The sequence below is a fragment of the Paracoccus thiocyanatus genome (genome assembly GCF_900156255.1).
GTDB classification, from domain to species: Bacteria; Pseudomonadota; Alphaproteobacteria; order Rhodobacterales; family Rhodobacteraceae; genus Paracoccus; species Paracoccus thiocyanatus.
Map to the genome: position 1 here is coordinate 135,355 of NZ_FTMK01000003.1, position 24,992 is coordinate 160,346.

At 68.2% G+C, this 24,992-nt stretch carries 23 protein-coding genes; 16 read left to right on the plus strand and 7 right to left on the minus strand.

What is annotated here, in order from left to right; genetic code table 11:
* Positions 1 to 16: 16 nt before the first annotated feature.
* Positions 17 to 943: a homoserine O-succinyltransferase gene (locus F3H32_RS03515; protein WP_115756780.1), complete on the minus strand. Its 927-nt coding sequence runs from the start codon at positions 941 to 943 to the stop codon at positions 17 to 19.
* Positions 921 to 1,832, minus strand: a complete 912-nt coding sequence (locus tag F3H32_RS03520) for an ATPase (protein WP_149764450.1) — start codon at positions 1,830 to 1,832, stop codon at positions 921 to 923. The genes F3H32_RS03515 and F3H32_RS03520 overlap by 23 nt, the downstream gene beginning before the upstream one ends.
* A gap of 269 nt (positions 1,833 to 2,101) precedes the next feature.
* Here F3H32_RS03520 and F3H32_RS03525 point away from each other — a divergent pair, with 269 nt between their 5' ends.
* The 14 genes from F3H32_RS03525 (at position 2,102) to recN (ending at position 18,236) form a co-directional block, all read left to right on the plus strand.
* Entirely contained in the window at positions 2,102 to 3,082 is a 981-nt protein-coding gene (locus F3H32_RS03525; protein ID WP_149764452.1) for a TerC family protein, read from the plus strand.
* Between the two features lie 228 nt (positions 3,083 to 3,310).
* A complete protein-coding gene (locus tag F3H32_RS03530; RefSeq protein WP_115756776.1) occupies positions 3,311 to 4,480 on the plus strand; it encodes a peptidoglycan glycosyltransferase FtsW in 1,170 nt (389 codons plus the stop codon).
* The gene (locus F3H32_RS03535; protein WP_149764454.1) at positions 4,477 to 5,592 is read left to right on the plus strand and encodes a UDP-N-acetylglucosamine--N-acetylmuramyl-(pentapeptide) pyrophosphoryl-undecaprenol N-acetylglucosamine transferase; all 1,116 of its coding nucleotides are present in this window, start codon (positions 4,477 to 4,479) and stop codon (positions 5,590 to 5,592) included. The genes F3H32_RS03530 and F3H32_RS03535 overlap by 4 nt, the downstream gene beginning before the upstream one ends.
* Complete coding sequence (gene murC, locus F3H32_RS03540; protein ID WP_149764456.1) at positions 5,589 to 7,010, plus strand: UDP-N-acetylmuramate--L-alanine ligase; 1,422 nt, start codon at positions 5,589 to 5,591, stop codon at positions 7,008 to 7,010. The genes F3H32_RS03535 and murC overlap by 4 nt, the downstream gene beginning before the upstream one ends.
* Entirely contained in the window at positions 7,007 to 7,264 is a 258-nt protein-coding gene (locus F3H32_RS03545) for a DUF2484 family protein (RefSeq protein ID WP_149764458.1), read from the plus strand. The genes murC and F3H32_RS03545 overlap by 4 nt, the downstream gene beginning before the upstream one ends.
* A gap of 239 nt (positions 7,265 to 7,503) precedes the next feature.
* Complete coding sequence (locus tag F3H32_RS03550; protein ID WP_149764460.1) at positions 7,504 to 8,166, plus strand: metal-binding protein ZinT; 663 nt, start codon at positions 7,504 to 7,506, stop codon at positions 8,164 to 8,166.
* A 91-nt stretch (positions 8,167 to 8,257) separates the two neighbouring features.
* Positions 8,258 to 9,178 (plus strand): UDP-N-acetylmuramate dehydrogenase, encoded by a 921-nt coding sequence (murB, locus tag F3H32_RS03555; RefSeq protein WP_149764462.1) that lies wholly within the window; start codon positions 8,258 to 8,260, stop codon positions 9,176 to 9,178.
* A 118-nt stretch (positions 9,179 to 9,296) separates the two neighbouring features.
* Complete coding sequence (locus F3H32_RS03560) at positions 9,297 to 10,232, plus strand: D-alanine--D-alanine ligase (RefSeq protein WP_149764464.1); 936 nt, start codon at positions 9,297 to 9,299, stop codon at positions 10,230 to 10,232.
* Positions 10,220 to 11,239, plus strand: coding sequence for a cell division protein FtsQ/DivIB (locus F3H32_RS03565; protein WP_149764466.1), 1,020 nt, complete (start codon positions 10,220 to 10,222; stop codon positions 11,237 to 11,239). Before F3H32_RS03560 ends, F3H32_RS03565 begins: the two co-directional genes overlap by 13 nt.
* Positions 11,240 to 11,258: 19 nt before the next feature.
* Complete coding sequence (gene ftsA / locus F3H32_RS03570) at positions 11,259 to 12,593, plus strand: cell division protein FtsA (protein ID WP_149764468.1); 1,335 nt, start codon at positions 11,259 to 11,261, stop codon at positions 12,591 to 12,593.
* A 220-nt stretch (positions 12,594 to 12,813) separates the two neighbouring features.
* Positions 12,814 to 14,442 (plus strand): cell division protein FtsZ, encoded by a 1,629-nt coding sequence (gene ftsZ, locus F3H32_RS03575; protein WP_149764470.1) that lies wholly within the window; start codon positions 12,814 to 12,816, stop codon positions 14,440 to 14,442.
* 229 nt (positions 14,443 to 14,671) lie between these two features.
* A complete protein-coding gene (gene lpxC, locus F3H32_RS03580) occupies positions 14,672 to 15,613 on the plus strand; it encodes a UDP-3-O-acyl-N-acetylglucosamine deacetylase (protein WP_149764472.1) in 942 nt (313 codons plus the stop codon).
* Positions 15,614 to 15,742: 129 nt separating this feature from the next.
* Complete coding sequence (locus F3H32_RS03585) at positions 15,743 to 16,585, plus strand: outer membrane protein assembly factor BamD (protein WP_115756429.1); 843 nt, start codon at positions 15,743 to 15,745, stop codon at positions 16,583 to 16,585.
* A gap of 7 nt (positions 16,586 to 16,592) precedes the next feature.
* Positions 16,593 to 18,236 (plus strand): DNA repair protein RecN, encoded by a 1,644-nt coding sequence (gene recN / locus F3H32_RS03590; protein WP_149764474.1) that lies wholly within the window; start codon positions 16,593 to 16,595, stop codon positions 18,234 to 18,236.
* Here recN and F3H32_RS03595 read toward each other — a convergent pair.
* From F3H32_RS03595 to F3H32_RS03615, 5 genes are all read right to left on the minus strand, one after another.
* A complete protein-coding gene (locus tag F3H32_RS03595) occupies positions 18,233 to 18,544 on the minus strand; it encodes a hypothetical protein (RefSeq protein ID WP_149764476.1) in 312 nt (103 codons plus the stop codon). The two genes, recN and F3H32_RS03595, sit on opposite strands and share 4 nt — an antisense overlap.
* An 80-nt stretch (positions 18,545 to 18,624) precedes the next feature.
* On the minus strand, positions 18,625 to 19,500 hold the full coding sequence (gene mmsB, locus F3H32_RS03600; RefSeq protein ID WP_149764478.1) for a 3-hydroxyisobutyrate dehydrogenase: 876 nt from the start codon (positions 19,498 to 19,500) through the stop codon (positions 18,625 to 18,627).
* Positions 19,497 to 20,504 carry an enoyl-CoA hydratase/isomerase family protein gene (locus tag F3H32_RS03605; protein WP_149764479.1) on the minus strand — a complete coding sequence of 336 codons (1,008 nt, stop codon included), beginning with the start codon at positions 20,502 to 20,504 and terminating at the stop codon, positions 19,497 to 19,499. Before F3H32_RS03605 ends, mmsB begins: the two co-directional genes overlap by 4 nt.
* Entirely contained in the window at positions 20,504 to 21,649 is a 1,146-nt protein-coding gene (locus F3H32_RS03610; RefSeq protein ID WP_149764481.1) for an acyl-CoA dehydrogenase family protein, read from the minus strand. Before F3H32_RS03610 ends, F3H32_RS03605 begins: the two co-directional genes overlap by 1 nt.
* A 210-nt stretch (positions 21,650 to 21,859) precedes the next feature.
* Positions 21,860 to 23,359: a CoA-acylating methylmalonate-semialdehyde dehydrogenase gene (locus tag F3H32_RS03615; RefSeq protein ID WP_149764483.1), complete on the minus strand. Its 1,500-nt coding sequence runs from the start codon at positions 23,357 to 23,359 to the stop codon at positions 21,860 to 21,862.
* 109 nt (positions 23,360 to 23,468) lie between these two features.
* On the opposite strand from F3H32_RS03615, the gene F3H32_RS03620 reads away from it, so the two are divergent.
* Both F3H32_RS03620 and F3H32_RS03625 read left to right on the plus strand, forming a co-directional pair.
* Complete coding sequence (locus F3H32_RS03620) at positions 23,469 to 24,362, plus strand: LysR family transcriptional regulator (protein ID WP_149764485.1); 894 nt, start codon at positions 23,469 to 23,471, stop codon at positions 24,360 to 24,362.
* A gap of 93 nt (positions 24,363 to 24,455) precedes the next feature.
* Entirely contained in the window at positions 24,456 to 24,893 is a 438-nt protein-coding gene (locus F3H32_RS03625) for a CBS domain-containing protein (RefSeq protein ID WP_115754313.1), read from the plus strand.
* Positions 24,894 to 24,992 lie beyond the last annotated feature (99 nt).

Consider the following 24,992-nt stretch of genomic DNA (forward strand, 5'->3'; position numbering starts at 1 on the left):
CTGCTGTCCCCGACGCTCAGCCCTGGCCGATGCGGGCCAGGTCGAAGGGGGTGGTCTGGTAGATATCGTTGATCCAGTTGCCGTAAAGCAGATGCGCGTGGCTGCGCCAGCGGTTCGTCGGCATGCGCGAGGGGTCGTCGTCCGGGTAATAGTTCACCGGCACCTCGATCGGTTTGCCCGAGGCGGCGTCGCGGTCGTATTCGTCCTTGAGCGTCGTGCTGTCATATTCGAAATGGTTGAAGACATAGAGCGCGCGATGGCCGGGATCTTGCAGCAGGCAGGGGCCGACCTGGTCCGAGGCGATCAGCGTCGTCAGCGCCGGGATGGCGTCCACCTCGGGCTGGCGCACCTCGGTCCAGCGGCTGACCGGGACCAGCACGTCGTCGGAAAAGCCGCGCAGATAGGGGCTGGAGGGCGCCATGTTGCGGTGGCGGAAGCAGCCGAAGGCCTTGTGGTCCAGCAGGTGCTTTTCCAGGCGGTGGAAATGCCAGGCCATGGCCATGCCGCCCCAGCAGACGCCGAAGGTCGAATGCACATGGCTTTGCGTCCAGTCGAAGACCCGCGTGAGTTCGTCCCAATAGGTCACGTCCTCGAACGGCAGGTGTTCGATGGGCGCGCCGGTGATGATCAGCCCGTCGAAGCGCTCGCCCGAATCTTCGACCTCGCAGAAGCGGCGGTAAAAGGATTGCAGGTGGTCGGCGGCGGTGTTGCGGCTTTCATGGTCCGACATGCGGATCAGGTGAAAGTCGATCTGAAGGGGCGTCGCGCCGATCAGCCGGGCGAACTGGGTCTCGGTCTGGATCTTCTTGGGCATCAGGTTCAAAAGCCCGATGCGCAAGGGCCGGATGTCCTGGGTTGCCGCCCGGCCCGGCGACATGACCATGACGCCTTCGTTCGACAGGATGTCGAAGGCGGGCAGGTCATTGGGCAGGGTGATGGGCATCATGCGTCCTTTCTGTCGGTCTTTCCGGTGGCGGCCGTCTTTCGATGGCATGGCCGATCAGGGCCGTCAGGTCGTCGGGGGTCCTGACCTGCGCGACCTCTTCGGCCAGCAGGGTCACGCCGCGCCGGGCCATGGCCTGATAGCGCGGCTGGCGGTGGGCCAGGGCGCGGGCATAGGTCCAGCGGATGAAATCGTCGGGATTGACCTGTTCGGCGCGCAGGCCGTTTTCGACCCGATAGTCGGTCCAGGCCCGGTCCAGGAATTCCGGCTGGTAATACATCGGCTTGGGCGCGCGGTCAAAGCGGCGCACCAGTTCCTCGGTATGCGCGTCCGAACCCTTGATCCAGACCAGCAGCAACTCGCGCTGCAACGCGTCCAGCACCGGGTCGGTTTCGGCAAACGGGTCCACCACCTCGCAGACCGAGCCGCCGGAATCGCAGACGAAATGGTCCAGGCCATAGATTTCCTGCGCGCGGCGGATGAAATGGCCGCTATCCAGCAGCGCCGCGATCTCGGCCGTGCGGTGCTGGTCCTGGCGGCGCATGTATTCGGCAAATTCCAGCCCGCCGCGGGTCACGCTGCCGGGCTTGCCCAGATAGGTGGACAGCGGCGCCAGGTTCTCGAAGGTGATGTTGCTGGCGATATAGACCGAATCCGACAACAGCAGCTCGCGCAGGAAGGGGACCTTCATCGCCTCGCGCTTGAAGTTGTCGGCGATCAGCTCGCCCATGTAGCGGGTGCCGATGCGGTAATCGACCGAATAGTGGAACCATTCCCCCGAGCCGCGCAGCATCGAGGCAAGGAAGGTCTTGCCCAGTCCCGACATGCCAAAGAACAGCACGCGCTTTTTAGGGGCGGCCAGCCATTCGGCCTGGGTCTGGTAAAGCATGGGCGATCCTTTTGCGGGGCTTGCCGATAGTTAGTCCCGCGCGGGCCCGAGGGGAAGGGGGGCGCGGGTCGCCGGTGGGACTGCCTGTCGAAAAGCCGGCGGGACGGCCTTGCGTCGCGCCATCGAGCCCCTATCTGGGACAGGCGGACCGGGCCCCTCTGACGACGCATGTCGTGATGTCGGACCGCATCGAGCCCTGCTCGGTGCCAGCCCGGACCCCATTCCCGCCCAAGGCTTCGCACCGGCGTTCGTCCAATGTGGAGCCTGACATGGAACCTTTCTACCTGACCCTCTTTCTCGGCACGCCGATCTGGCTGTGGCTGGTCTTTCTTGGCCTCGTCGCGGTGCTCTTGGCCTTCGATCTGGGCGTGCTCAATCGCGGCGACAAGGAGATCGGCGTCGCCGAGAGCCTGAAGCTATCGTCCTTCTACATCACGCTGGGCGTGCTCTTCGGCGGCTTCGTCTGGTATCAGCTAGGCAGCAATGCCGCCGCGGAATACATGACCGCCTTCGTGGTCGAAAAGACGCTGGCGATGGACAATGTCTTCGTCATCGCGCTGATCTTCGCCACGCTGTCGATCCCCCGCCGCTACCAGCATCGCGTGCTGTTCTGGGGCATCCTGGGGGTGATCGTGCTGCGCGGCATCATGATCGGCGTCGGCGCCACGCTGGTCGCGCAATACGGCTGGATCCTCTATGTCTTCGCCGGCTTCCTGATCCTGACCGGCTTCAAGATGCTGTTCATCGGCGACAAGGAGCATGACATGGGCTCGAACCCGGTCCTGAGGTTCCTGCGCCGCCGCATGCCGCTGACCGAAGGCCTGCACGGCCATGCCTTCGTGGTGCGCCAGCCCGACCCAAAGACCGGCCGTCTGCGCCGTGTCGCCACGCCGCTGCTGCTGGCGCTGGTGATGATCGAGATCGCCGACGTGATCTTTGCCGTCGACTCGGTGCCGGCGGTCTTTGCCATCACCACCGATCCCTATATCGTCTATACCTCGAACATCTTCGCCATCCTGGGCCTGCGCGCGCTGTTTTGTGCGCTGGCGGCGATCATCCACCGCTTCGAATACCTTAAGCAGGCGCTGGCGGTGCTGCTGATCTTCATCGGCTCCAAGGTGTTCATCGCCGACCTGATGGGGCTGGCGAAATTCCCGCCCGCCGTGTCACTGGGCATCACCTTCGCCATCCTGGGCGCCGGCGTCGGCTGGTCGCTGTGGCGCACCCGCAAGGACGCGGCGCGCGCCTGAGCGCCAGATTTCCGCCGCCGCGTCCGGCCGCGCGGTTGCCGTTGGGTATTTGAAAAACGGAGAAGGCGGGGCGGCGGGGTGCGAAACCCGGCCGTCTTCCGCGCGATGTGATCCGGGCTGCCACCACGTCGCTCAATCCGCAGTAGCGCGGCGGGTGCAATCGCGCTATGCTGGCGCCCAGACCCGGCAAACGGGCAAGATGTATCGAGGCAGTGACGGCGGTATTCCATGACCGAGATGGTCTTTGGCACCTCGCCCGTAAGGGCAGGTGATCCGATTCTTCCACGCTGGTGGCGCACCGTGGACCGATGGTCCCTGGCCTGCGTGCTGGGGCTGTTCGCGGTGGGGCTGCTTCTGGGGCTGGCTGCCTCGGTGCCGCTGGCCGAAAAGAACGGGTTGCCGCAATTCTATTACGTCATCCGGCAGGCGGTCTTCGGGGCCATGGCGCTGGCGACGATGCTGGTGATCTCGACCTTTTCGCCGCGCATGGTGCGGCGCATCGGGGTGCTGGGCTTTCTGGCCGCGTTCGTGGTGCTGTTCGCGCTGCCTTTCATCGGCACCGATTTCGGCAAGGGCGCGGTGCGCTGGCTGCGCCTGCCCGGCGGCATGTCGGTCCAGCCGTCCGAGTTTCTCAAGCCCTTTTTCGTCGCCATCTGCGCCTGGTTCATGGCCGCCAGCCAAGAGGTGGGCGGCCCGCCCGGCAAGATCTTTTCCTTTGGCCTTGCCGTGGTCGTGGTGGTGCTTTTGGCCATGCAGCCCGATTTCGGCCAGGCCTCGCTGGTGCTGTTTTCCTGGTGCGTGATGTATTTCATCGCCGGCGCGCCGCTTTACCTTTTGGGGGGCGTGATGGGGCTGGCCTGCACCGGCGGCGTCTTCGCCTATGGCGCGTCCGAGCATTTCGCCCGCCGCATCAACGGTTTCCTGGCGGCCGAGGTCGATCCGCGCACCCAGCTTGGCTATGCCACCAATGCCATCCAGGAGGGCGGCTTCTTCGGCGTCGGCGTGGGCGAGGGCACGGTGAAATGGTCCTTGCCCGATGCGCATACCGATTTCATCATCGCCGTCGCGGCCGAGGAATACGGGCTGATCCTGGTGCTGATCATCATCGCGCTTTATTCGGCGATCGTCATCCGCTCGCTGTGGCGGCTTCAGGATGAGCGCAATCCCTTTGTGCGCATTGCCGGAACCGGGCTGGCCTGCGCCTTTGGCGTGCAGGCGCTGATCAACATGGGCGTCGCGGTGCGGCTTTTGCCGGCCAAGGGGATGACGCTGCCCTTTGTCAGCTATGGCGGCTCGTCGGTCATCGCCTCGGGGATCGCCATGGGGATGCTGCTGGCGCTGACCCGTTCGCGCCCGCAGGGCCGGCTGGGCGACGTGCTGGGCCGGGGGCGGGGATGAGCGCGGCGCAACGCCCGGCCCAGCCGCTTTGCCTGATCGCTGCGGGCGGGACCGGCGGGCACATGTTCCCGGCGCAGTCGCTGGCCGAGGTGCTGCTGGCGCGCGGCTGGCGGGTCAAGCTTTCGACGGATGAGCGCGGCGCCCGCTATGCCGGCGCCTTCCCGGCCCAGGTCGCGCGCGAGGTGGTCAGTTCCGCAACCACCGCCCGCGGCGGCGCGCTGGCCAGGTTCGCGGTGCCCTTGCGCATCGGCGCCGGCATCCTGGCCGCAAGGCGCGCGATGCAGGCCGACCGGCCCGCCGTGGTGGTGGGCTTTGGCGGCTATCCGACCATCCCGGCCATGTCGGCGGCGCTGACCCTGCGTATCCCGCGCATGATCCACGAACAGAACGGCATCATGGGGCGGGTGAACGCCGCCTTTGCCCGCCGGGTGGACCGGGTGGCCTGCGGCACCTGGCCGACGGTCCTGCCGCCCGGCGTGCAGGGCGTCCATACCGGCAACCCGGTGCGCCAGGCGGTCCTGGACCGCGCCGCCGCGCCCTACATGCCGCCGGGCGCCGGCCCCGAGGGTGGGGCGCTGAAGCTTCTGGTCATCGGCGGCAGCCAGGGCGCGCGGGTGCTGTCGGACATGGTGCCCGAGGCCGCCGCGGGCCTGCCCGACGAGATGCGCGCCCGCCTGACGGTCAGCCACCAGGCCCGCGCCGAGGACGTGGCCCGCGTCACCGCCGCCTATGCCCAGGCCGGCATCGCCGCCCAGGTGCAGCCCTTTTTCGACGACGTGCCGCAGCGGCTGGAGGCGTGCCAGTTGGTCGTCAGCCGGGCCGGGGCGTCCTCCATCGCCGACATCACCGTGATCGGCCGCCCGGCGATCCTGATCCCCTATGCGGCGGCGACCGGCGACCACCAGACCGCCAACGCCCGTGCCCTTGCGGAATCCGGGGGCGCGGTGGTCTTGCCGGAATCCGTGCTTGACGCCGAAAGCCTCAGGCGCGACATGCGGGACATTCTTTCCGACGGCGACCGCGCCTTTGGCATGGCGGCCGCGGCGTTGACCCTGGGCCGGCCCGACGCGGCGCAGCGCCTTGCAGATCTAGTGACGGAACCGACCCGATGAACGCAGCGACCAAACTTCCCGGCGAACTGGGCCCCATCCATTTCATCGGCATCGGCGGCATCGGCATGTCCGGCATCGCCGAGGTGCTGATGACGCTGGGCTACCAGGTCCAGGGCTCGGACGCGAAGCGCTCGAAGATCACCGACCGGCTGGAATGCCTGGGCGCCACCGTGTTCGAGGGACAGCGCGCCCAGAATATCGGCGAGGCGGGGGTGGTGGTCATCTCGACCGCGATTCGGAAAGGCAACCCCGAGCTGGAAGAGGCGCGCCGCCGCGGCCTGCCTGTGGTGCGCCGGGCCGAGATGCTGGCCGAACTGATGCGGCTGAAATCCAACGTCGCCATCGCCGGCACCCATGGCAAGACCACCACGACCACCATGGTCGCGACGCTGCTGGATGCCGGCGGCTTTGATCCGACCGTGATCAATGGCGGCGTGATCCACGCCTATGGCAGCAATGCCCGCGCCGGCGCCGGCGAATGGATGGTGGTCGAGGCCGACGAATCGGACGGCAGCTTCAACCGCCTGCCCGCGACCATCGCCATCGTGACCAATATCGACCCCGAGCATATGGAGCATTGGGGCAGCTTCGACGCGCTGCGCCGGGGTTTCCAGGACTTCGTCTCGAACATTCCCTTTTACGGCCTTGCGGTCTGCTGCACCGACCACCCCGAGGTGCAGGCGCTGGTGGGCAAGCTGACCGACCGCCGCGTCGCAACCTTTGGCTTCAACGCCCAGGCGGACGTGCGCGCCATCAACCTGCGCTACGAAAACGGCGTGGCGCATTTCGACATCGCCCTGCAAGCCGAGGCAGACCAGGGCGAGGTTCCGGTGATCGAGGGCTGCACCCTGCCGATGCCGGGCGATCACAATGTCAGCAATGCCCTGGCCGCCGTGGCGGTCGCCCGGCATCTGGGCATGAAGCGCGCCCAGATCCGCGAGGCGCTGGCCCGCTTTGCCGGGGTCGGCCGCCGCTTTACCCGCGTGGGCGAGGTGGGGGGCGTCACCATCATCGACGATTACGGCCACCACCCGGTCGAGATCGCGGCGGTGCTGAAGGCGGCGCGCCAGGCGACCAAGGGCCGGGTGATCGCCGTGCATCAGCCGCACCGCTACAGCCGGCTCTCCGGCCTGTTCGACGATTTCTGCACCTGTTTCAACGAAGCCGACGTGGTCGCCATCGCCGAGGTCTATGGCGCGGGCGAGGAACCGATCCCCGGCGCCACCCGCGACGATCTGGTCGCCGGGCTGATCGCCCACGGCCATCGCCATGCCCGCGCGGTGATGGACGAAGGCGACCTGGAACGGCTGGTGCGCGAACAGGCGCGGCCGGGCGACATGGTGGTCTGCCTGGGCGCGGGCACCATCTCGACCTGGGCCAACAACCTGCCCGAGCGGCTGGCGGAGAAGGCTGCGTGATCGCCCTGGTCAGCCATCCCGGCGCGGCGGCGCTCGGGGCTGTGCTTTGGGGCCTGCTAGCGTGTTTTCTGCCTTTCGTGCGGCTGCGCTGGCGGCATTCGGCGCTTTGGGCGCTGGTGGTCTGCGGCGTCCCGGTGCTGGGCTGGCTGACCTATCTGTGCGGGCCGGGCTTTGGCGTGCTGTTCCTGGCACTTGGCCTGTCCCTGCTGGTCTGGCCGCCATTCGGCCGCCGCGGCCGGCACGAGGCGCATTGAGCGGACGGTTTCGTCCGGCCGATCTCCCATTGGACTGACGCGGCGGCATTTTCATGCCGACCAGCGGACGAGGGTGCGGTTTTTCCTGAAGCTTTCAGGGACCGCGGCTGCCGCTGATCCTGTTCGCCGGCGGGACTGGCGGTTGTGCGGACGTCCTCTTGCCCTGGCCGCGCAAACTGGCTAGGTAGGAAATGTAATGTAATTACATTTCTAGAATCAATCGCAAGAGGTCCAACCGGATGCAAACCCCCTTCACCACCCCGATCGGCGCGCTGGCGCTGGGCTCGATGCTGCTTTTCGCAACCGTTGCCGCAGGGCAGACCGCCCATGACCACACCCACGCCCATGATCACGCCCACGGCCATGCGCACAGCATCCATGCCGGCTATTTCGACGACAGCCAGGTTCAGGACAGGCCGCTGTCGGACTGGCAGGGCGAATGGCAGTCGGTCTATCCCCTTCTGCGCGACGGCACGCTGGACCCGGTCATGGCGCACAAGGCCGAGCATGGCGACAAGACCGCCCAGGAATACCGCGCCTATTACGAAACCGGCTACAAGACCGATGCGGACCGCATCGTCATCCAGGGCGATCAGGTCACGTTCTACCGCGACGGCCAGGCGGTCTCGGGGCAATATGCCGCCGACGGGCACGAGATCCTGACCTATGCCAAGGGCAATCGCGGCGTGCGTTTCGTCTTCAGCAAGACCGCCGGCGACAAGGCCGCGCCGCAGTTCATCCAGTTCAGCGACCACCGCATCGCGCCCGAAAAGGCCGATCATTACCATCTTTACTGGGGCGACGACCGTGCCGCCTTGCTGCAAGAGGTGGCGAACTGGCCGACCTATTATCCCGCATCGCTGGACGGCGGGCAGATCGTGGCCGAGGTGATGGCGCATTGACGCCGCCCGCGCTTGCCGGTGCCGCCGCGCCCGCCGGTCGTGCGACGGCAGCCCGATTGACGCCCCGCGCCCTGCCGATTACCACCGCGCCATGACCCAGACGCTTCCCACGCCCCGCGGCGCCCTGACCGCGAACCGCCCGCTTGCCGACCTGACCTGGCTGCGGGTCGGCGGCCCTGCGGATTGGCTGTTCCAGCCCGCGGACCAAGGCGACCTGGCCGGGTTCCTGCGCGGCCTGGACCCGGCGCTGCCGGTGTTCGCGATGGGCGTCGGCTCGAACCTGATCGTGCGCGACGGCGGCATCCGCGGCGTGGTGATCCGGCTGGGGCGCGGCTTCAACGGCATTGCCTGCGACGGCGGCATCGTCACCGCGGGCGCGGCGGCGCTGGACGCCCATGTCGCGCGCCGCGCGGCCCAGGCGGGGCTGGACCTGACCTTCTTGCGCACCATCCCCGGCAGCATCGGCGGCGCGGTGCGGATGAATGCGGGCTGCTATGGCAGCTATGTCGCCGACCACCTGATTTCCGTCCGCGCCGTGGCCCGCGACGGCGGCCTGCATGACATACCGGCCGCCGACCTGCGCCTGGCCTATCGCCATTCCGAGATCCCCGAGGGCTGGATCGTGACCGAGGCGCGCTTTCGCGCCGCGCCGGGCGATCCCGCCAAGCTGGAGGCGCGGATGGAGGAACAGCTGGCCCGGCGCGATGCCAGCCAACCCACGCGCGAACGCAGCGCCGGCTCGACCTTTCGCAACCCGGCCGGGTTTTCCTCGACCGGGCGGGCGGATGACAGCCACGAGTTGAAGGCCTGGTCGCTGATCGACGCCGCCGGCCTGCGCGGGCATCGGCTGGGCGGGGCGCAGATGTCGGAAAAGCATCCGAACTTCCTGCTGAACGCGGGTGGCGCAACCGCCGCCGAGCTGGAAGAACTGGGCGAGTTGGTGCGGACGCGGGTGCGCGACACCAGCGGGCACGAGCTGCAATGGGAAGTCATCCGCATAGGCCAGCCCTAGGAACCGGCCGTAACCCGCCGTCATTGCCGGAAATCTCGCGCGAAACGCGAAAAGGGACTTTTGCGATTCCGTCCAAGCGGCTATCCTGACCGCATAAATACCCGGATCAACCGGGGTCATGAGGCAAAAATTGGCGGGCAGGTCGAGCAGGACGGCCCCGAAAGTCGTGGTCCTGATGGGCGGACCCTCGGCCGAGCGCGAGGTTTCGCTGTCGTCGGGGCGTGAATGCGCAATGGCGCTGCGGCAGGCGGGCTATGAAGTCGTGGAATTGGATGCGGGCAGGGATCTGCCCGCGCGTCTGGCCGAACACGCGCCGGACGTGGTCTTCAACGCCCTGCATGGCCGTTGGGGCGAAGACGGCTGCGTCCAGGGCCTGCTGGAATGGCTGGGCTGGCGCTATACGCATTCCGGCGTCCTGGCCTCGGCCCTGGCCATGGACAAGACCCGCGCCAAGGAGATCCTGCGCCTTGCCGGCCTGCCGGTGCTGGAGGGGCTGGTCGCCGATGCCGACGAGGTGCGCGCCCGCCATGTCATGGCGCCCCCCTATGTGGTCAAGCCCAATGACGAAGGTTCCTCGGTCGGGGTCTATATCGTGCACGAGGCCGCGAACGGCCCGCCGCAGCTTTCCGAGCAGATGCCGGCGCGGGTCATGGTGGAAACCTATGCGCCCGGCCGCGAACTGACCGTGGCCGTCCTGGGCGACCGCGCGCTTGGCGTGACCGAGATCATGACCGAGGGCTGGTATGACTATGACGCCAAATACAAGCCCGGCGGCTCGCGTCATGTCATCCCCGCCGAAATCCCCGAAAAAATCGCCGCCGCCTGCCGCGAGCAAGCCGTGCGTGCGCACCAGGCGCTAGGGTGCCGCGGCCTGACCCGCACCGATTTCCGCTGGGACGAAGGCCGCGGGCTGGACGGGCTGGTCATCCTGGAGGTGAACACCCAGCCCGGCATGACCCCCACCTCGCTTGCCCCCGAGCAGGCGGTCCATGCCGGCATGGATTTCCCGGCCCTTTGCCGCTGGATCGTCGAGGAGGCGCTATGCAGGGCCTGAACCCCTTTCACCGCGGCCAGGGGCCGGGCGGCCGGCCCGCGCCGGTGCGCCCTGCGCCCGCGCGTCCCACCCCGGCGGCGGCCCGCGTGCCGCGCAAGGATCCGGCGCCCTCGCGGCTGGCCTATCGGCTGAACCGGATGATGCTGCGGCCGCTGGTGCGGCGGCTGGTGCATGTCGGGCTGCCGGCCTTTCTTGCGGCGCTGGTGGTGGGGATCTGGCTGTCGGACGAGACCCGCCGCGCCAACCTGACCGGCGGCATCGACGCCATCGTCGACCGCATCCAGCATCGCGACGAATTCATGGTCGGGATGATGACGATCGAGGGCGCCTCGCCCGCGGTGGACAAGGGGCTGCGCGCCATGCTGCCCGTGGACCTGCCGGCATCCAGCTTCGAGATCGACCTGGAAAAGCTGCGCGAACGGGTGCTCAAGCTCGACGCGGTCGAAACCGTGGACCTGCGCATCAAGCCCGGCGGGGTGCTGTCGGCCGTCGTGACCGAGCGGGTGCCGGCGGTGCTGTGGCGCCATGCCCGCGGCATCGAATTGCTGGACAAGACCGGGCATCGCGTCGCCTCGGTCACATCGCGCGAGGTGCGCAGCGATCTGCCGATCATCGCGGGCGCAGGCGCCGACCGGGCCGCGCGCGAGGCGCTGGCGCTGATCGACGCCGCCGGGCCGATCCTGCCACGCCTGCGCGGGCTGGAGCGCATGGGCGAGCGGCGCTGGGACGTGGTGCTGGATCGCGGACAGCGCATCAAGCTGCCCGAGGACAAGGCGCTTCAGGCGCTGGAACGCGCCATCGCCCTGGACGGCGCGCTGCACATGCTGGACCGCGACCTCACGGTCGTGGACCTGCGGCAAGAGACGCGGCCGGTGGTCCGGCTGGGGCTGGATGCGCAAAACGCCATCCGCCGGGTTCGCGGCCAGCCGGATCTGGGCCCGGACGGGCTGCCGCTTTCGCCCGAGGCGACGGCAAAGGCCGCGACCGGCACAAAGACAAGCGGCTGAGAGCGTAAGGAGGCAGCGAATGAAGGATCTGTATCAGGGCCAGCGCGCAATGCGGAGCATGCGCCGCCAAGCCATGCAGCGCGGCGTGATCGCGGTTCTGGACATCGGAACCTCGAAGATCGCCTGCCTGGTGCTGCAATTCGACGGCCCCAGCCAGTTTCGCGAAACCGACGGCGTCGGCCCCATGGCCGGCCAGTCGAATTTCCGCGTCATCGGCACCGCCACCACCCGCGCCCGCGGCATGCGCTATGGCGAGATCGAGGTCATGGCCGAAACCGAGCGCGCCATCCGCACCGTGATCCAGTCGGCGCAAAAGGTGGCGGGCGTCCGCGTCGATCACGTCATCGCCGCCATCTCGGGCGCGCGCCCGGCCAGCTACGGCCTGGCGGGCGAGATCACCCTGCCCGCCGGCAAGGTCGGCGAGGGCGACGTGGCCCGCGTCCTGGCCGCCTGCGAGGTGCCCGATTTCGGGCGCGGCCGCGAGGTGCTGCACGCCCAGCCGGTGAACTTCGCCCTTGACGGCCGCTCGGGCCTGTCGGACCCGCGCGACCAGTCGGGCGGCAGCCTGGCCTGCGACATGCATGTGCTGACCATCGACGGCGACGCGGCCAGCAACCTGGTGCATTGCATCCGGCGCTGCGACATGGAACTGGCGGGGGTGGCCTCGGCCTCATACGCCGCGGGGCTGGCGGCGCTGGTCGAGGACGAACAGGAACTGGGCGCCGCCTGCATCGATCTGGGCGGCGGCACGACCGGGGTTTCGGTCTTCATCAAGAAGCACATGATCTTTGCCGATGCCGTCCGCTTCGGCGGCGAGCTGATCACCCAGGACATCGCCAAGGGCCTGCGCGTCAGCCATGCCGTGGCCGAGCGGCTCAAGACCCTGCATGGCGGGCTGGAGGCCACCGGCCGCGACGACCGCGAGATGATCGAACTGGGCGGCGAGACCGGCGACTGGGAGACGGATCGCCGCGCCGTCAGCCGCGCCGACCTGATCGGCATCATGCGTCCGCGGGTCGAGGAGATCCTGGAAAAGGTCGGCGAGATACTGGACGCGGCGGGGTTCGACTGCATGCCTTCGCGCCAGATCGTGCTGACCGGCGGCGGCAGCCAGATCCCCGGACTGGACCAGCTTGCCGCGCGCATGCTGGGCCAGAACGTGCGCATCGGCCGGCCGCTGCGCATCCAGGGCCTGCCGCATAACGCGACCGCGCCGGGCTTTTCCTCGGCCATCGGGCTGGCGCTGCTGACGGCGCATCCGCAGGACGAGTGGTGGGATTTCGACATGCCCGCCGAACATTACCCGGCGCGCAGCCTGCGCCGGGCCTATCGCTGGTTCCGCCACAACTGGTAGGGGCGCGGAACCCGGATGCGGTGGTGCGGGCTTGCGTCCCCACCACATGCAGGAGTATGGGCAAGATGCCGCCGAAAACCCCAGTATACCCCGCGATATTTGGTGTGGGGACTGTGTTTTTCGGGTGACGGTTGGTGCGAATCTGGCTAGGCTGGACGGAATACGGGGATTCGACCGGACGGCGCAGATGTCCGGCGCAACAGATGAAGGCAGGCGAGACATGGAACGGCAGATTCACCTGATGCTGAATGATGACCAGGAACTGAAGCCGCGCATTACCGTCTTCGGCGTCGGCGGCGCGGGCGGCAATGCGGTCAACAACATGATCGACAAGGAGCTGGAGGGTGTCGAGTTCGTCGTGGCGAATACCGACGCCCAGGCGCTGCAAGCCTCCAAGGCGGAAAGCCGCATCCAGATCGGCCCGAAAGTGACCGAGGGGCTGGGCGCCGGCGCCAAGCCCTCGATCGGCGCCAAGGCCGCCGAGGAAACCATCGAGGACATCGTCGACCATCTGATGGGCGCGCATATGTGCTTCATCACCGCCGGCATGGGCGGCGGCACCGGCACCGGCGCCGCCCCGATCATCGCCCAGGCCGCGCGCGAGATGGGCATCCTGACCGTCGGCGTCGTGACCAAGCCCTTCCAGTTCGAAGGCGCCAAGCGCATGCGCCAGGCCGACGAGGGCGTCGAGGCGCTGCAAAAGGTCGTGGACACCCTGATCGTGGTGCCGAACCAGAACCTGTTCCGGCTGGCCAACGAAAAGACCACCTTCACCGAAGCCTTCGCCATGGCCGACGACGTGCTTTACCAGGGCGTCAAGGGCGTGACCGACCTGATGGTGCGGCCCGGCCTGATCAACCTGGACTTCGCCGACGTGCGCGCGGTGATGGACGAGATGGGCAAGGCGATGATGGGCGCAGGCGAGGCCACCGGCGAGAACCGCGCCGTGCAGGCCGCCGAAAAGGCCATCGCCAACCCGCTGCTGGACGAAATCAGCCTGACCGGCGCCAAGGGCGTGCTGATCAACATCACCGGCGGCTACGACCTGACCCTGTTCGAGATGGACGAGGCGGCCGAGAAGATCCGCGAAAAGGTCCATGCCGATGCCAATATCATCGTCGGCTCGACCCTGGACCCTTCGATGGAGGGCACGATCCGCGTTTCGGTCGTGGCGACCGGCATCGACGCCACCGCGGCCGAAATCCCGGCCCCGCGCCGCGGCATGAAAGAGCCGCTGACCCAGAACCCCGCCGTCGCGCATAAGCCGGTCGAGGAAGAGGCGCAGATCCCGCCGCGCCGCGCCGCGCCGCTGGCCGAATCCGCGCCCGCGGCCCGTGTGCAGCACCCGGCCCAGGCCGCCTATCGCGACCATGACGACATGCCGCGTCCCGCCTATCAGCCGGACCTGCGCCAGCCGGCCACCCCTGCGGCCGCAGGGGACGCGCTGAATGCCGATGCCGGCGGTTTCGTCGCGCCCAGCCGCCGGCCCCAGGCCCCGGCCGGCACCCCCTCGGACGAGGTGATGCAGCGCCTGGCCGCCGCCGTGCAAAAGGCGCCCGAGCGCCAGGCCGCCCAGCAGCAGCGCGCGACGCAGCAACAGCAGCCCCAGGCCGAACAGGGCCGCGCCCAGGGCCGCATGGGCGGGCTAAGCCGGATGCTGGAGCGCATCTCGGGCCATGGCGAACAGGCCGACAAGCCGACCGCCTCGACCATCGCCGAGCGCGTGAACGAGCGTGTCGCGGCGCGCCACCGCAGCGGGCTGGATGCCGGTTTCGACGATCTGGGCAGCCCCGACCGGGCCGGCGCCAATGTCGAAATCCCGGCTTTCCTGCGCCGCCAGGCAAACTGAGCCGATCACAAGATTCCGGCGACGGATTGGTGAAGGACCGCTTCGGCGGTCCTTTTTCGTAAGTAAACCATGGGTTTGCCAAAAGGCGGCGGGGGTGCGCAGAACCCCGCCCGCGATTGTTTCACCCCGTCACAAAAGGTTATTTGAGCAATCGGCCGCGCGTGCCTAACTCATCCCCAGACGGCGGAAGGCCGTGACAAGGCAAGTGACAGAAACGGCAGGCAAGACCATGCAGACCACCATCGCTCAGAAAGCCCAGTTCCGCGGCGTCGGACTGCATTCGGGTGCGGCCGTGCGGCTGGCCATCCTGCCGGCCCCGGCGGGGCACGGCATCGTCTTTGTGCGCACCGACCTGGACCGCGCCCGCATCCCGGCCCGCTGGGACCATGTCACGCCGTCGCAGCTTTGCACCTTGCTGGACAATGGCCGCGGCGCCACCGTTTCGACGGTCGAACATGTGATGGCCGCGCTGTCGGGCACCGGCATCAACAATGCCGTGGTCGAGGTGAACGGGCCGGAGGTGCCGATCCTGGACGGTTCGGCCGCGCCTTTCGTGCAGGGCATCCTGGAAGCCGGCCTGCGCCAACAGCCCGGCGCGCCGCTGCGCGCCCTGCGGGTGCTGCGCGAGGTCGAGGTGCAGCAGGGCGAAGCCTTTGCCCGCCTGTCGCCCGCCGACCACCTGGAAATCCATTTCGACATCGACTTCGCCGATGCCGCCATCGGCCGCCAGGAAAAGCGGCTGGACATGGCCAATGGCAGTTTCGTGCACGAATTGATGGACAGCCGCACCTTTTGCCGCCAGGCGGATGTGGTGCAGATGCAGCAAAACGGCCTGGCGCTGGGTGGCACCTATCTGAACGCCGTGGTGGTCGATGGCGACAAGATCCTGTCGCCGGGCGGGCTGCGCCACCGCGACGAGGCCGTGCGCCACAAGATGCTGGACGCGGTGGGCGATCTTGCACTGGCCGGGGCGCCGCTGCTGGCCCGCTATACCGGGCACCGCGCCGGGCACGCCATGACCAACCGGCTGCTGCGGGCGCTGTTCGCCCAGCCGGACGCCTGGGAATGGGTAACGCTGACCCCGGCGATGGAAAACCGCCTGCCGGGCGCGGGCGTTCTGGCTTCGGCCGCGCGGCTGCTGCCGCGCGCCCGCCAGCTCGCCGTCGCCTGACAGTGACGGTCCCGCCGCCCATTTTGCCGTTTTGGCATTTTGCGCAGCCCGATTTTCTGTGCTAGGACGGCCGGGCCGCGCGGGCGTTCCGCCCCTGCGGCGACGTGAATTTCTGACGGGCAGGGTGGAATGACGGGCATCAGATCGGGTTCCTTGGTCGCGGCTGTGCTGTCGTTGGGCCTTGTGGCGGGCTGTTCCGGCGGGGCGGGCAAGAAACCCGAATCGTTCGAGAATTTCACCGCCGAACAGATCTACAAGCGCGGCGAATACGAATTGGAAAATTCGCGCCGCCCCGAGGATGCCGTGACCTATTTTTCCGAGGTCGAGCGGCTTTACCCCTATTCCGAATGGGCCAAGCGGGCGCTGATCATGCAGGCCTATGCCCATCACCGCGCCCGCGACTACGAAGAGGCGCGGGGCGCCGCCCAGCGGTTCATCGACACCTATCCCGGCGACGAGGATGCGGCCTATGCCAAATACCTGCTGGCCCTGTCCTATTACGACCAGATCGACGAGGTCGGGCGCGACCAGGGCCTGACCTTCCAGGCGCTCCAGGCGCTGCGCGAGGTGATCGAGCAATATCCCGACACGGAATATGCCCGCTCGGCCATCCTGAAATTCGACCTGGCCTTTGACCATCTGGCCGCGAAAGAGATGGAGATCGGCCGCTACTACCTCAAGCGCGGGCATTACGCCGCGGCGATCAACCGCTTCCGCGTCGTGGTCGAGGAATTCCAGACCACCACCCACACGCCCGAGGCGCTGATGCGCCTGGTCGAGGCCTATCTGGCGCTTGGCCTGAATGACGAGGCGCAGACCGCGGGCGCGATCCTGGGCCACAACTTCCAGTCCTCGCCCTTCTACCGCGATGCCCATGCGCAGTTGCGCGGTCGTGGCTTGCAGGCCGAAGCGCGCGGCGATAGCTGGCTGACGCGGGTCTATCGCCAGGTCGTCCAAGGCAAGTGGTTGTAGCGCGGCGATGCTGCGGCATCTCGACATTCGCGACATATTGCTGATCGACCGGCTGGAGCTTGAGTTCCGGCCGGGCCTGAACGTGCTGACCGGAGAGACGGGGGCGGGCAAGTCGATCCTGCTGGATTGCCTGGGCTTCGTGCTGGGCTGGCGCGGCCGCGCCGACCTGGTGCGCGCCGGTGCCAGCCAGGGCGAGGTGACGGCGGTCTTCGACCTGCCGCCCGGCCATCCCGCCCGCACCCTGCTGGACGAGGCGGGGTTTCCGGTTTCGGACGAATTGATCATTCGCCGGGTGAATGGCGGCGACGGGCGCAAGACCGGCTGGATCAACGACCGCCGCGCCTCGGGCGAGGTCTTGCGCACGCTTTCGGAACTGCTGGTGGAACTGCACGGCCAGCATGACGACCGCGGGCTTTTGAACCCCCGCGGCCACCGGCTGCTGCTGGACGCCTTTGCCGGGGCAGAGCTGGGGCCGGTCCGTGCCGCCTGGGCCGCCCGGCGCGAGGCGCGCGCCGCGCTGGACCGGGCCGAGACGGCGCTGGCCGCCGCCAGGGGCGAAGAGGATTTCCTGCGCCATGCCGTCGCCGAACTGGACAAGCTGGACCCCCGCCCCGGCGAAGAGGCAGAACTGGACACCCGCCGCCGCGCCATGCAGGGGGCCGAGCGTATCCGCGACGATGTGGCGCGCGCCTTGCAGGCCCTGGGCACCGAGGGGGCCGAAGGCGCGATGCTGGACGCCGTGCGCTGGCTGGACGGCGCAGCCGAGCGGGCCGAGGGCCGGCTGGAGGCCCCCGCCGCTGCCCTGCAACGGGCGCTGATCGAACTGGGAGAAGCGGTTTCCGGCGTCGAATCGGCGCTGGATGCGCTGGATTTCGACCCAAGCGAGCTAGAGGCGACCGAAGAGCGGCTGTTCGCCCTGCGCGCCCTGGCCCGCAAGCATGACGTGCTGGCCGACGACCTGGCCGGGCTTGCGGATGAATTGCGGTCGCGGCTGGGCCGGCTCGACGCCGGCGAGGGCGACCTGGCGCGCCTGCGCGACGCCATGGCGGCGGCCGATGCCGGCTATCACGCGGCGGCGGCCGCCTTGACGCAGCAGCGCGCCGCGGCGGCCAAGCGGCTTGATGCCGCGATGGCGGCCGAGCTTGCGCCGCTGAAGATGGAGCGCGCGGTCTTTGAAACCCGCCTGTCCCCGGCCGAACCGGGCCCGGATGGCGGCGATGCCGTGGCCTTTACCGTTGCGACCAATCCCGGCGCGCCTGCCGGGCCGCTGGACCGCATCGCCTCGGGCGGCGAATTGTCGCGCTTTCTGCTGGCGCTCAAGGTCTGCCTGGCGCGCGGCAACGACGCGCTGGTGCTGATCTTTGACGAGATCGACCGCGGCGTGGGCGGTGCTACCGCCGATGCCGTCGGCCGGCGCCTGGCCCGGCTGGCCGAAGGTGCGCAGGTGCTGGTCGTCACCCACAGCCCGCAGGTCGCGGCGCTTGGCGGGCATCATTTCAGGGTGGCGAAATCCGTCCAGGGCGGCATGACCACCTCGAACGTGGGCGCCCTGACCGCAAGCCAGCGGGTCGAGGAAATCGCGCGCATGCTGTCGGGCGAAGAGATCACGCCGGCCGCGAAAGAGGCGGCGCGGTCGCTGCTGCAAGGCTAGTCCACGATCCGGTCCACCTGGCGAATGATCGACAGCACCTGGGCGCTTTCCGGGTCATATCGGATCAGCTTGCCGTCCACGATGCCGTAGCGGCTGCCAGCCGGCGCCTGGCTCATGCCGTAAAGGCCGGGGCGTGTCACCATGTGCAGCCGCGCATCCTCCAGCCGGTCACCGACGCGCAGCACAGCCGGCCGATCCGCGGGGGCCGCCGCCTGATCCGCCCGCCCCGCCTGCTGCCCCATGCAGGCCGTGGCCAAGGCGGCTAGAAATCCGGCGGCGACGAACAGGCTAGGACGATCACGCAACATGGTATCAGCCTGGCACAGAAAACCCAATCAAGGGTTAAACGCCACGAACCCCGGATCGGCTCCTTCACGAGGGCGAGAAATCAGCCCTTGCGGTGCCGCGCCTCGAACCTGGGCAGCATGGCCGAGAAGTCCTTGCCCTTTCCGTCCTCATCCTCGACGAAGCGGGCGTAAAGCGCGGCGGCCAGTTCGCCCATCGGCGTGTCGGCATCCACGGCCTCGGCGGCCTGCTGGCTAAGCCGCAGGTCCTTCAGCATCAGCTCGGCGGCAAAGCCGGGACGATAGCCGTTGTCGGCGGGCGATTGCGGACCCACGCCCGGCGCCGGGCAATAGGCGTTCATCGACCAGCTATAGCCCGACGAGGTCGAGACCACGTCGAACATCCTCGCGCGGTCCAGCCCCAGCTTGTCGGCCAGCGCAAAGGCTTCGCAAGTGGCGATCATGGTCGCGCCCAGGATCATGTTGTTGCAGATCTTGGCCGCTTGGCCCGCGCCCGCCTGGCCGCAATGCACGGCCTTTTGCCCCATCACGTCGAAAAGCGGCTTCACCTTGTCGAAGGCCGTGGCGTCGCCGCCGACCATGAAGGTCAGCGTGCCGGCGCTGGCGCCGCCGACCCCGCCCGAGACCGGCGCGTCAAGCGCGCCCAGGCCCGCCGCCTGCGCCTGCGCCGCCGCCGCGCGGGCGCTTTCCACATCCACCGTCGAGCAGTCGCAGAACACCGCGCCGGCAGCCATGGCCGGGATCACCTGATCGGCGACCGCGCGCAGGATGGCGCCGTTCGGCAGCATGGTGATGACCACATCGGCGCCCTGGGCCGCCTCGGCCGCCGTCGCCGCCTTGGCGACGCCCTCGGGCATCGGCGCGGCCAGGTCGAAGCCCGCGACCGCGTGCCCCGCCTTGACCAGATTGGCCGCCATCGGGCCGCCCATATTGCCCAAGCCGATGAATCCGATCTTCATTTGCCATCCTCCCATTCGATTTCATCCTCGCCCAGCGGCGCCAGCATCGCCGCGACATGCGCGGGGCCGGCATCGGCGGACCATTGCGGATTGCGGTCCTTGTCGATGATCTGCGCCCGCACCCCTTCCAGGAAATCGCTTTCCGCCGTGGCGCGGGCGGTAAAGCGCAGCTCGCGCGCCAGGCTGTCGCGCAGGCGGGCGTCGCCGCGCGCCGCGCGCACCAGCGCCAGCGTCGCCGCCATCGACAGGGGCGAGTTGCGGCGCAAGGGTTTCAGCGCCGCCTCGTCGCCCGCCGCTTCCAGCGCGGCCGCAATCTCGGCGACCGAGACCGCGCCAAAGGCCGCAAGGTCGCGGCCCTCCAGCGGCGCCTCGGGGCGGGGGCGGCCCTGGATGGCGGCCACGTCGCCGGTTTCCGCCAGCCGCTCGATCAGCGCCGGCCATTCCGCCTCGAGGATATAGCTGTCCGCAAAGCCGGCAAAGATCGCGTCGCCCGGTCCCATGCGCGCCCCGGTCAGGCCCAGATATTCGCCGACATGCCCCGGCGCATGGCCCAGCAGCCAGCTACCGCCGACGTCCGGGATCAAGCCGATGCCGCATTCCGGCATGGCGATCTGGGTCGTGTCGCCGACGATGCGGTGACTGGCATGGCCGCCGACGCCGACCCCGCCGCCCATGACGAAGCCCTGCATCAGCGCGACGATGGGCTTGGGATATTCCTTGATCCGGGCGTTCATGCGGTATTCGTCGCGAAAGAAGTCGCGCCCGACCCGGTGGTCGCCCGCGAGCCCGGCGCGATAGACCGCGGCGATGTCGCCGCCCGAGCAAAAGGCGCGCTCGCCCGCGGCGTCGATCAGGACCAGCGCCACCTCGGGATCATCGCGCCACTCTTGCAGCGCCGCGTCGATGGCCAGCGCCATGTCGTGGCTCAGCGCGTTCAGCGCCTGCGGCCGGTCAAAGGTCAGCCGCCCGGCGCGGCGGTCCTTGCGGATGATGATATCGGCCATCAGTCACGCTCCGCCAGCAGGGCGCGGGCGATGATCAGCCGCATGATCTCGTTGGTGCCTTCCAGAATCTGGTGCACGCGCAGGTCGCGAACGATCTTCTCGATCCCGTAATCGGCAAGATAGCCGTAGCCGCCATGCAATTGCAGGCATTGATTGGCGACATCAAAGGCGCGGTCGGTCACATGCAGCTTGGCCATGGCGCAGAACCTGGTCGCGTCGCGTTCGCCCCGGTCCAGCATCCACGCCGCCTGGCGCAGGAAGATGCGCGAGGATTGCAGCGCCGTCTCCATCTCGGCCAGGCGGAATTGCAGCGCCTGAAACTGGTCCAGCGTCTGGCCGAAGGCGCGCCGTTCGCCCATATAGCGCAGCGTCGCGTCCAGCGCCGCCTGCGCGCCGCCCAGGGCGCCGGCCGAGATGTTCAGCCGCCCGCCGTCCAGGCCTGCCATGGCATAGGCAAAGCCGCGGCCTTCCTCGCCGATCAGGTTTTCCTCGGGGATGATGCAGTCGTCGAACTGCACCTGCGCGGTCGGCTGCGCCTTCCAGCCCATCTTCTGCTCGGGCGCGCCAAAGGATAGGCCGGGCGTCCCTGCCTCGACCAGCAGGGTCGAGATGCCTTTGGGCCCATCCTGGCCGGTGCGGGCCATGACCAGGTAGCAATCCGAATAGCCCCCGCCCGAGATGAAGGCCTTGGTTCCGTTCAGCTTCCAGCCGCCCGGCACCCGTTCGGCCCGCGTGCGCAGCGCCGCGGCGTCCGAGCCCGAGCCCGGCTCGGTCAGGCAATAGGAAAACACCTTTTCCATGCTGCACAGGCCGGGCAGCCAGCGCGCCTTGTTCGCGTCGGTGCCGAACTTGTCGATCATGCCGCCGCACATGTTATGGATCGACAGGAACGACCCGACCGAGGGGCAGGCCATGGCCAGCGCTTCGAAGACCAGCGTGGCGTCCAGCCGCGAAAGCCCGGTGCCGCCGTGATCCTCGCCGACATAGATGCCGCCCAGGCCCAGTTCGGCCGCGCGCGCCCACAACTCGCGGGGAATGGTGCCTTCGTTTTCCCATTGCCGGGCATGCGGCGCGATGTGATCGGCCCCGAAATCGCGGGCCAGATCGAAGATCGCCTGCTGTTCCTCGCTCAGCGCGAAATCCATGCTCTCCCCCTCATGTCATTCGACGATATGTCCTGTCCGGCCATGGCCGGGAAATGTTGCACCAGTTTTTCAACCCGCTGCAAAAGCCGGGGCGACGATCCTGCGCGCGCCTTGGCTTCTTTCGTGTCCAAATATCCCGGGGGGGCATGCCCGGCACCCCGTCCAGGGGTGCAGGGCATGCGGGGGCAGAGCCCCCATCCGCCCCAGCCGTCAGTCCATGGCCTTGAAGTTCAGCGCCACGCCGTCCTTGATGCCGGAAAACCAGCGGGCGGTGACGGTCTTGGTCTTGGTGTAGAAGCGGAAGGCGTCCGGGCCGTATTGGTTCAGGTCGCCAAAGGCCGACTTCTTCCAGCCGCCAAAGCTGTAATAGCTCAGCGGCACCGGGATCGGGAAGTTGATGCCGACCATGCCCACGTTCACCCGGCTGGCAAAGTCGCGCGCCGTGTCGCCATCGGCGGTATAGATCGCCGTGCCGTTGCCATAGTCGTTGTCCATGACCAGGTTCAGCGCGTCCTCGTAGCTTTGCGCGCGCACGGTGGACAGCACCGGGCCGAAGATCTCTTCCTTGTAGATCTCCATGTCGCGGGTCACGTTGTCGAACAGCGACGGGCCGCAGAAAAAGCCGTTCTCATAGCCCTGGATCTTCAGCCCGCGGCCGTCGACGACCAGCTTGGCGCCCTGGTCCACGCCGGATTCGATCAGCCGGTCGATGCGTTCCTGCGCGGCCTTGGTGATGACCGGGCCGAAATCCACGTCCTCGCCGGCGGTATAGGGGCCGACCTTCAGCTTTTCGATCTTGGGGATCAGCCGCTCGATCAGCGCGTCGGCGGTCTTGTCGCCCACCGGCACCGCGACCGAGATCGCCATGCAGCGTTCCCCCGCCGCGCCGAAGCCGGCGCCGACCAGCGCATCCGCCGCCTTGTCCAGGTCGGCATCGGGCATGATCAGCATGTGGTTCTTGGCGCCGCCGAAACATTGCGCGCGCTTGCCGTTGGTCGCCGCGCGGCCATAGATATATTGCGCGATCGGGGTCGAGCCGACGAAGCCCACCGCCTGCACGGTCGGGTGGTCCAGGATCGCGTCCACGATCTCCTTGTCGCCGTTGACGACTTGCAGCACGCCGTCGGGCAGCCCGGCCTGTTGCGCGAGCTTGGCCAGCATGATCGAGGTCGAGGGCACGCGCTCGGACGGTTTCAGGATCATCGCGTTGCCGGACACCAGCGCCGGACCCATCTTCCACAACGGAATCATCGCCGGGAAGTTGAAGGGGGTGATGCCCGCGACCACGCCCAGCGGCTGGCGCATGGAATAAAGGTCGATGCCGGGGCCGCCATTGTCGGTGAACTCGCCCTTGAGCATCGCGGGCGCGCCCATGCAGACCTCGATCACCTCCAGCCCGCGCTGCACGTCGCCGCGCGCGTCGGGCAGGGTCTTGCCGTGTTCGCGCGAAACCAGCTCGGCCAGGGCGTCCATGTTGTCCTGGATAAGCTGGGCGAATTTCATCATCACCCGCGCGCGGCGCTGCGGGTTGGTGGCGGCCCATCCGACCTGTGCCTTTTCGGCGCTGCGCACCGCGGCATCCAGTTCGGCCGGGGTGGCCAGCGGCAGGCGGGCGATCACCTCGCCGGTCGCCGGGTTCATCACATCGCTGAAGCGGCCCGAGGTGCCCTTGACCTCTTTGCCGTCGATCCAGTGGCTCAGTTCTTCCATGGGTGCCTCCCGAAGGGTTCAGGTTTCGGAGGGATCATAGACTTGCAGCATTGCCGGAAAAAGAGGAAGTCTGGCAAAAGGGTTTTGCATTTCTGCAAAGGTGGCGGGCATGGATTGGGACGATCTGCGCATCTTTCTGGCGGTGGCGCGCGCCGACAGCCTGTCGGGGGCGGGGCGGCGGCTTGGCATCGACGCCTCGACCGTCGGCCGGCGGGTGGCGCGGCTGGAAGGCGCGTTGGGGGCCAAGCTTTTCGTCAAGACGCCGCAGGGCTATGGCCTGGCCCCCGAGGGCGAAAGGCTGCTTCCCCATGCCGAAGCGGTCGAGGCGGCTATGGGCAGCGCGCAAGAGGCGCTGTCGGGTCCCGGCGATCTGACCGGGCAATTGCGCATCGGCGCCCCGGACGGCTGCGCCAACTACCTGTTGCCGCAGGTCTGCGCGCGCCTGTCAGAGGCGCATCCGCGGCTGGAGATCCAGATCGTCGCCCTGCCGCGGGTCTTCAATCTGTCCAAGCGCGAGGCGGACATGGCCGTCGCCGTGTCGCAGCCGCAGGCCGGGCGGCTGGTGGTGCAGCGGCTGACCGACTATCAGCTTCACCTGGCCGCGCATGAAGATTACTTGCGCGCCCATCCGCCGATCCGCGGGCGCGCGGATCTGCGCGGCCATCGCATGATCGGCTATATCGCCGACATGATCTTCGACCGCGAACTGGACTACCTGGCCGAGACCGGGGTGGAATGGGCGGCGCTGACCTCGAACTCGGTTTCGGTGCAGATGCAGGCCATCCGCATGGGCGCGGGCCTGGGCATCGTCCATGATTTCGCCATTCCCTTCTGCCCCGGCGTGCGGCGGGTGCTGACCGACGAGATCAGCCTAAGGCGCAGCTTCTGGCTGATCCGCCATGCCGACGACCGCCGCTCGCAGCGGATGAACCGGCTGGCCGAGGCGCTGGCGCAGGGCATCCGCGCCGAAGTGGCGCGGCTTCAGGCGCGTCTCATCCCTTGATCGCTGCACCGCGACATCGGGCTTGACGCCGGACCCGGCTGGGGTGACGCTGGGCGCCAGAGGCAGTTTTCGCCAGCCCGGAGGAGAAGAGCGATGCTTGTCAACCAGATCCTTGCGATGAAAGCCAGCGGCGAGATTTTCACCGTCGCCCCGACCGCCAGCGTGGCCGATGCCGCCAGGCTGCTTTCGGAAAAGCGCATCGGTGCGATCGTGGTTTCCGACGATGGCAAGGTGCCGCTGGGCATCCTGTCCGAACGCGACATCGTGCGCGAATTAAGCAGGCGGGGCACCGCCGTGCTGGAACTGCCCATCGCCGAGATGATGACGCGCAAGCTGGCGACCTGCACCATCGGCGAAGATGCGCTGGTGATCCTGGACCGCATGACGCAAGGCCGCTTTCGCCACCTGCCGGTGCTGGACGACGAGGGCGCGATGATCGGCATCATCTCGATCGGGGACGCCGTGTCGGCCCGGCTCAAGGAGCTTGCGGCAGAGAAAGAGGCGCTGACCGGCATGATCATGGGCAACTGAACCGGCCGCCGGCCGCGGCTGCGCGAATTGCCGCGCTGCCGCATGGCCTTGCATCGGTTGCCGGAATCCTGTTTGACTGCCGCAATTCGGCGAGGAGAA

Bases quoted from the DNA above. Each gene is read 5' to 3' on its own strand.
- F3H32_RS03515 (WP_115756780.1), bottom strand. From the start codon at position 943: ATGCCCATCACCCTGCCCAATGACCTGCCCGCCTTCGACATCCTGTCG.
- F3H32_RS03520 (WP_149764450.1), bottom strand. From the start codon at position 1,832: ATGCTTTACCAGACCCAGGCCGAATGGCTGGCCGCCCCTAAAAAGCGC.
- F3H32_RS03525 (WP_149764452.1), top strand. From the start codon at position 2,102: ATGGAACCTTTCTACCTGACCCTCTTTCTCGGCACGCCGATCTGGCTG.
- F3H32_RS03530 (WP_115756776.1), top strand. From the start codon at position 3,311: ATGACCGAGATGGTCTTTGGCACCTCGCCCGTAAGGGCAGGTGATCCG.
- F3H32_RS03535 (WP_149764454.1), top strand. From the start codon at position 4,477: ATGAGCGCGGCGCAACGCCCGGCCCAGCCGCTTTGCCTGATCGCTGCG.
- murC (WP_149764456.1), top strand. From the start codon at position 5,589: ATGAACGCAGCGACCAAACTTCCCGGCGAACTGGGCCCCATCCATTTC.
- F3H32_RS03550 (WP_149764460.1), top strand. From the start codon at position 7,504: ATGCAAACCCCCTTCACCACCCCGATCGGCGCGCTGGCGCTGGGCTCG.
- murB (WP_149764462.1), top strand. From the start codon at position 8,258: ATGACCCAGACGCTTCCCACGCCCCGCGGCGCCCTGACCGCGAACCGC.
- F3H32_RS03560 (WP_149764464.1), top strand. From the start codon at position 9,297: ATGAGGCAAAAATTGGCGGGCAGGTCGAGCAGGACGGCCCCGAAAGTC.
- F3H32_RS03565 (WP_149764466.1), top strand. From the start codon at position 10,220: ATGCAGGGCCTGAACCCCTTTCACCGCGGCCAGGGGCCGGGCGGCCGG.
- ftsA (WP_149764468.1), top strand. From the start codon at position 11,259: ATGAAGGATCTGTATCAGGGCCAGCGCGCAATGCGGAGCATGCGCCGC.
- ftsZ (WP_149764470.1), top strand. From the start codon at position 12,814: ATGGAACGGCAGATTCACCTGATGCTGAATGATGACCAGGAACTGAAG.
- lpxC (WP_149764472.1), top strand. From the start codon at position 14,672: ATGCAGACCACCATCGCTCAGAAAGCCCAGTTCCGCGGCGTCGGACTG.
- F3H32_RS03585 (WP_115756429.1), top strand. From the start codon at position 15,743: ATGACGGGCATCAGATCGGGTTCCTTGGTCGCGGCTGTGCTGTCGTTG.
- recN (WP_149764474.1), top strand. From the start codon at position 16,593: ATGCTGCGGCATCTCGACATTCGCGACATATTGCTGATCGACCGGCTG.
- F3H32_RS03595 (WP_149764476.1), bottom strand. From the start codon at position 18,544: ATGTTGCGTGATCGTCCTAGCCTGTTCGTCGCCGCCGGATTTCTAGCC.
- mmsB (WP_149764478.1), bottom strand. From the start codon at position 19,500: ATGAAGATCGGATTCATCGGCTTGGGCAATATGGGCGGCCCGATGGCG.
- F3H32_RS03605 (WP_149764479.1), bottom strand. From the start codon at position 20,504: ATGGCCGATATCATCATCCGCAAGGACCGCCGCGCCGGGCGGCTGACC.
- F3H32_RS03610 (WP_149764481.1), bottom strand. From the start codon at position 21,649: ATGGATTTCGCGCTGAGCGAGGAACAGCAGGCGATCTTCGATCTGGCC.
- F3H32_RS03615 (WP_149764483.1), bottom strand. From the start codon at position 23,359: ATGGAAGAACTGAGCCACTGGATCGACGGCAAAGAGGTCAAGGGCACC.
- F3H32_RS03620 (WP_149764485.1), top strand. From the start codon at position 23,469: ATGGATTGGGACGATCTGCGCATCTTTCTGGCGGTGGCGCGCGCCGAC.
- F3H32_RS03625 (WP_115754313.1), top strand. From the start codon at position 24,456: ATGCTTGTCAACCAGATCCTTGCGATGAAAGCCAGCGGCGAGATTTTC.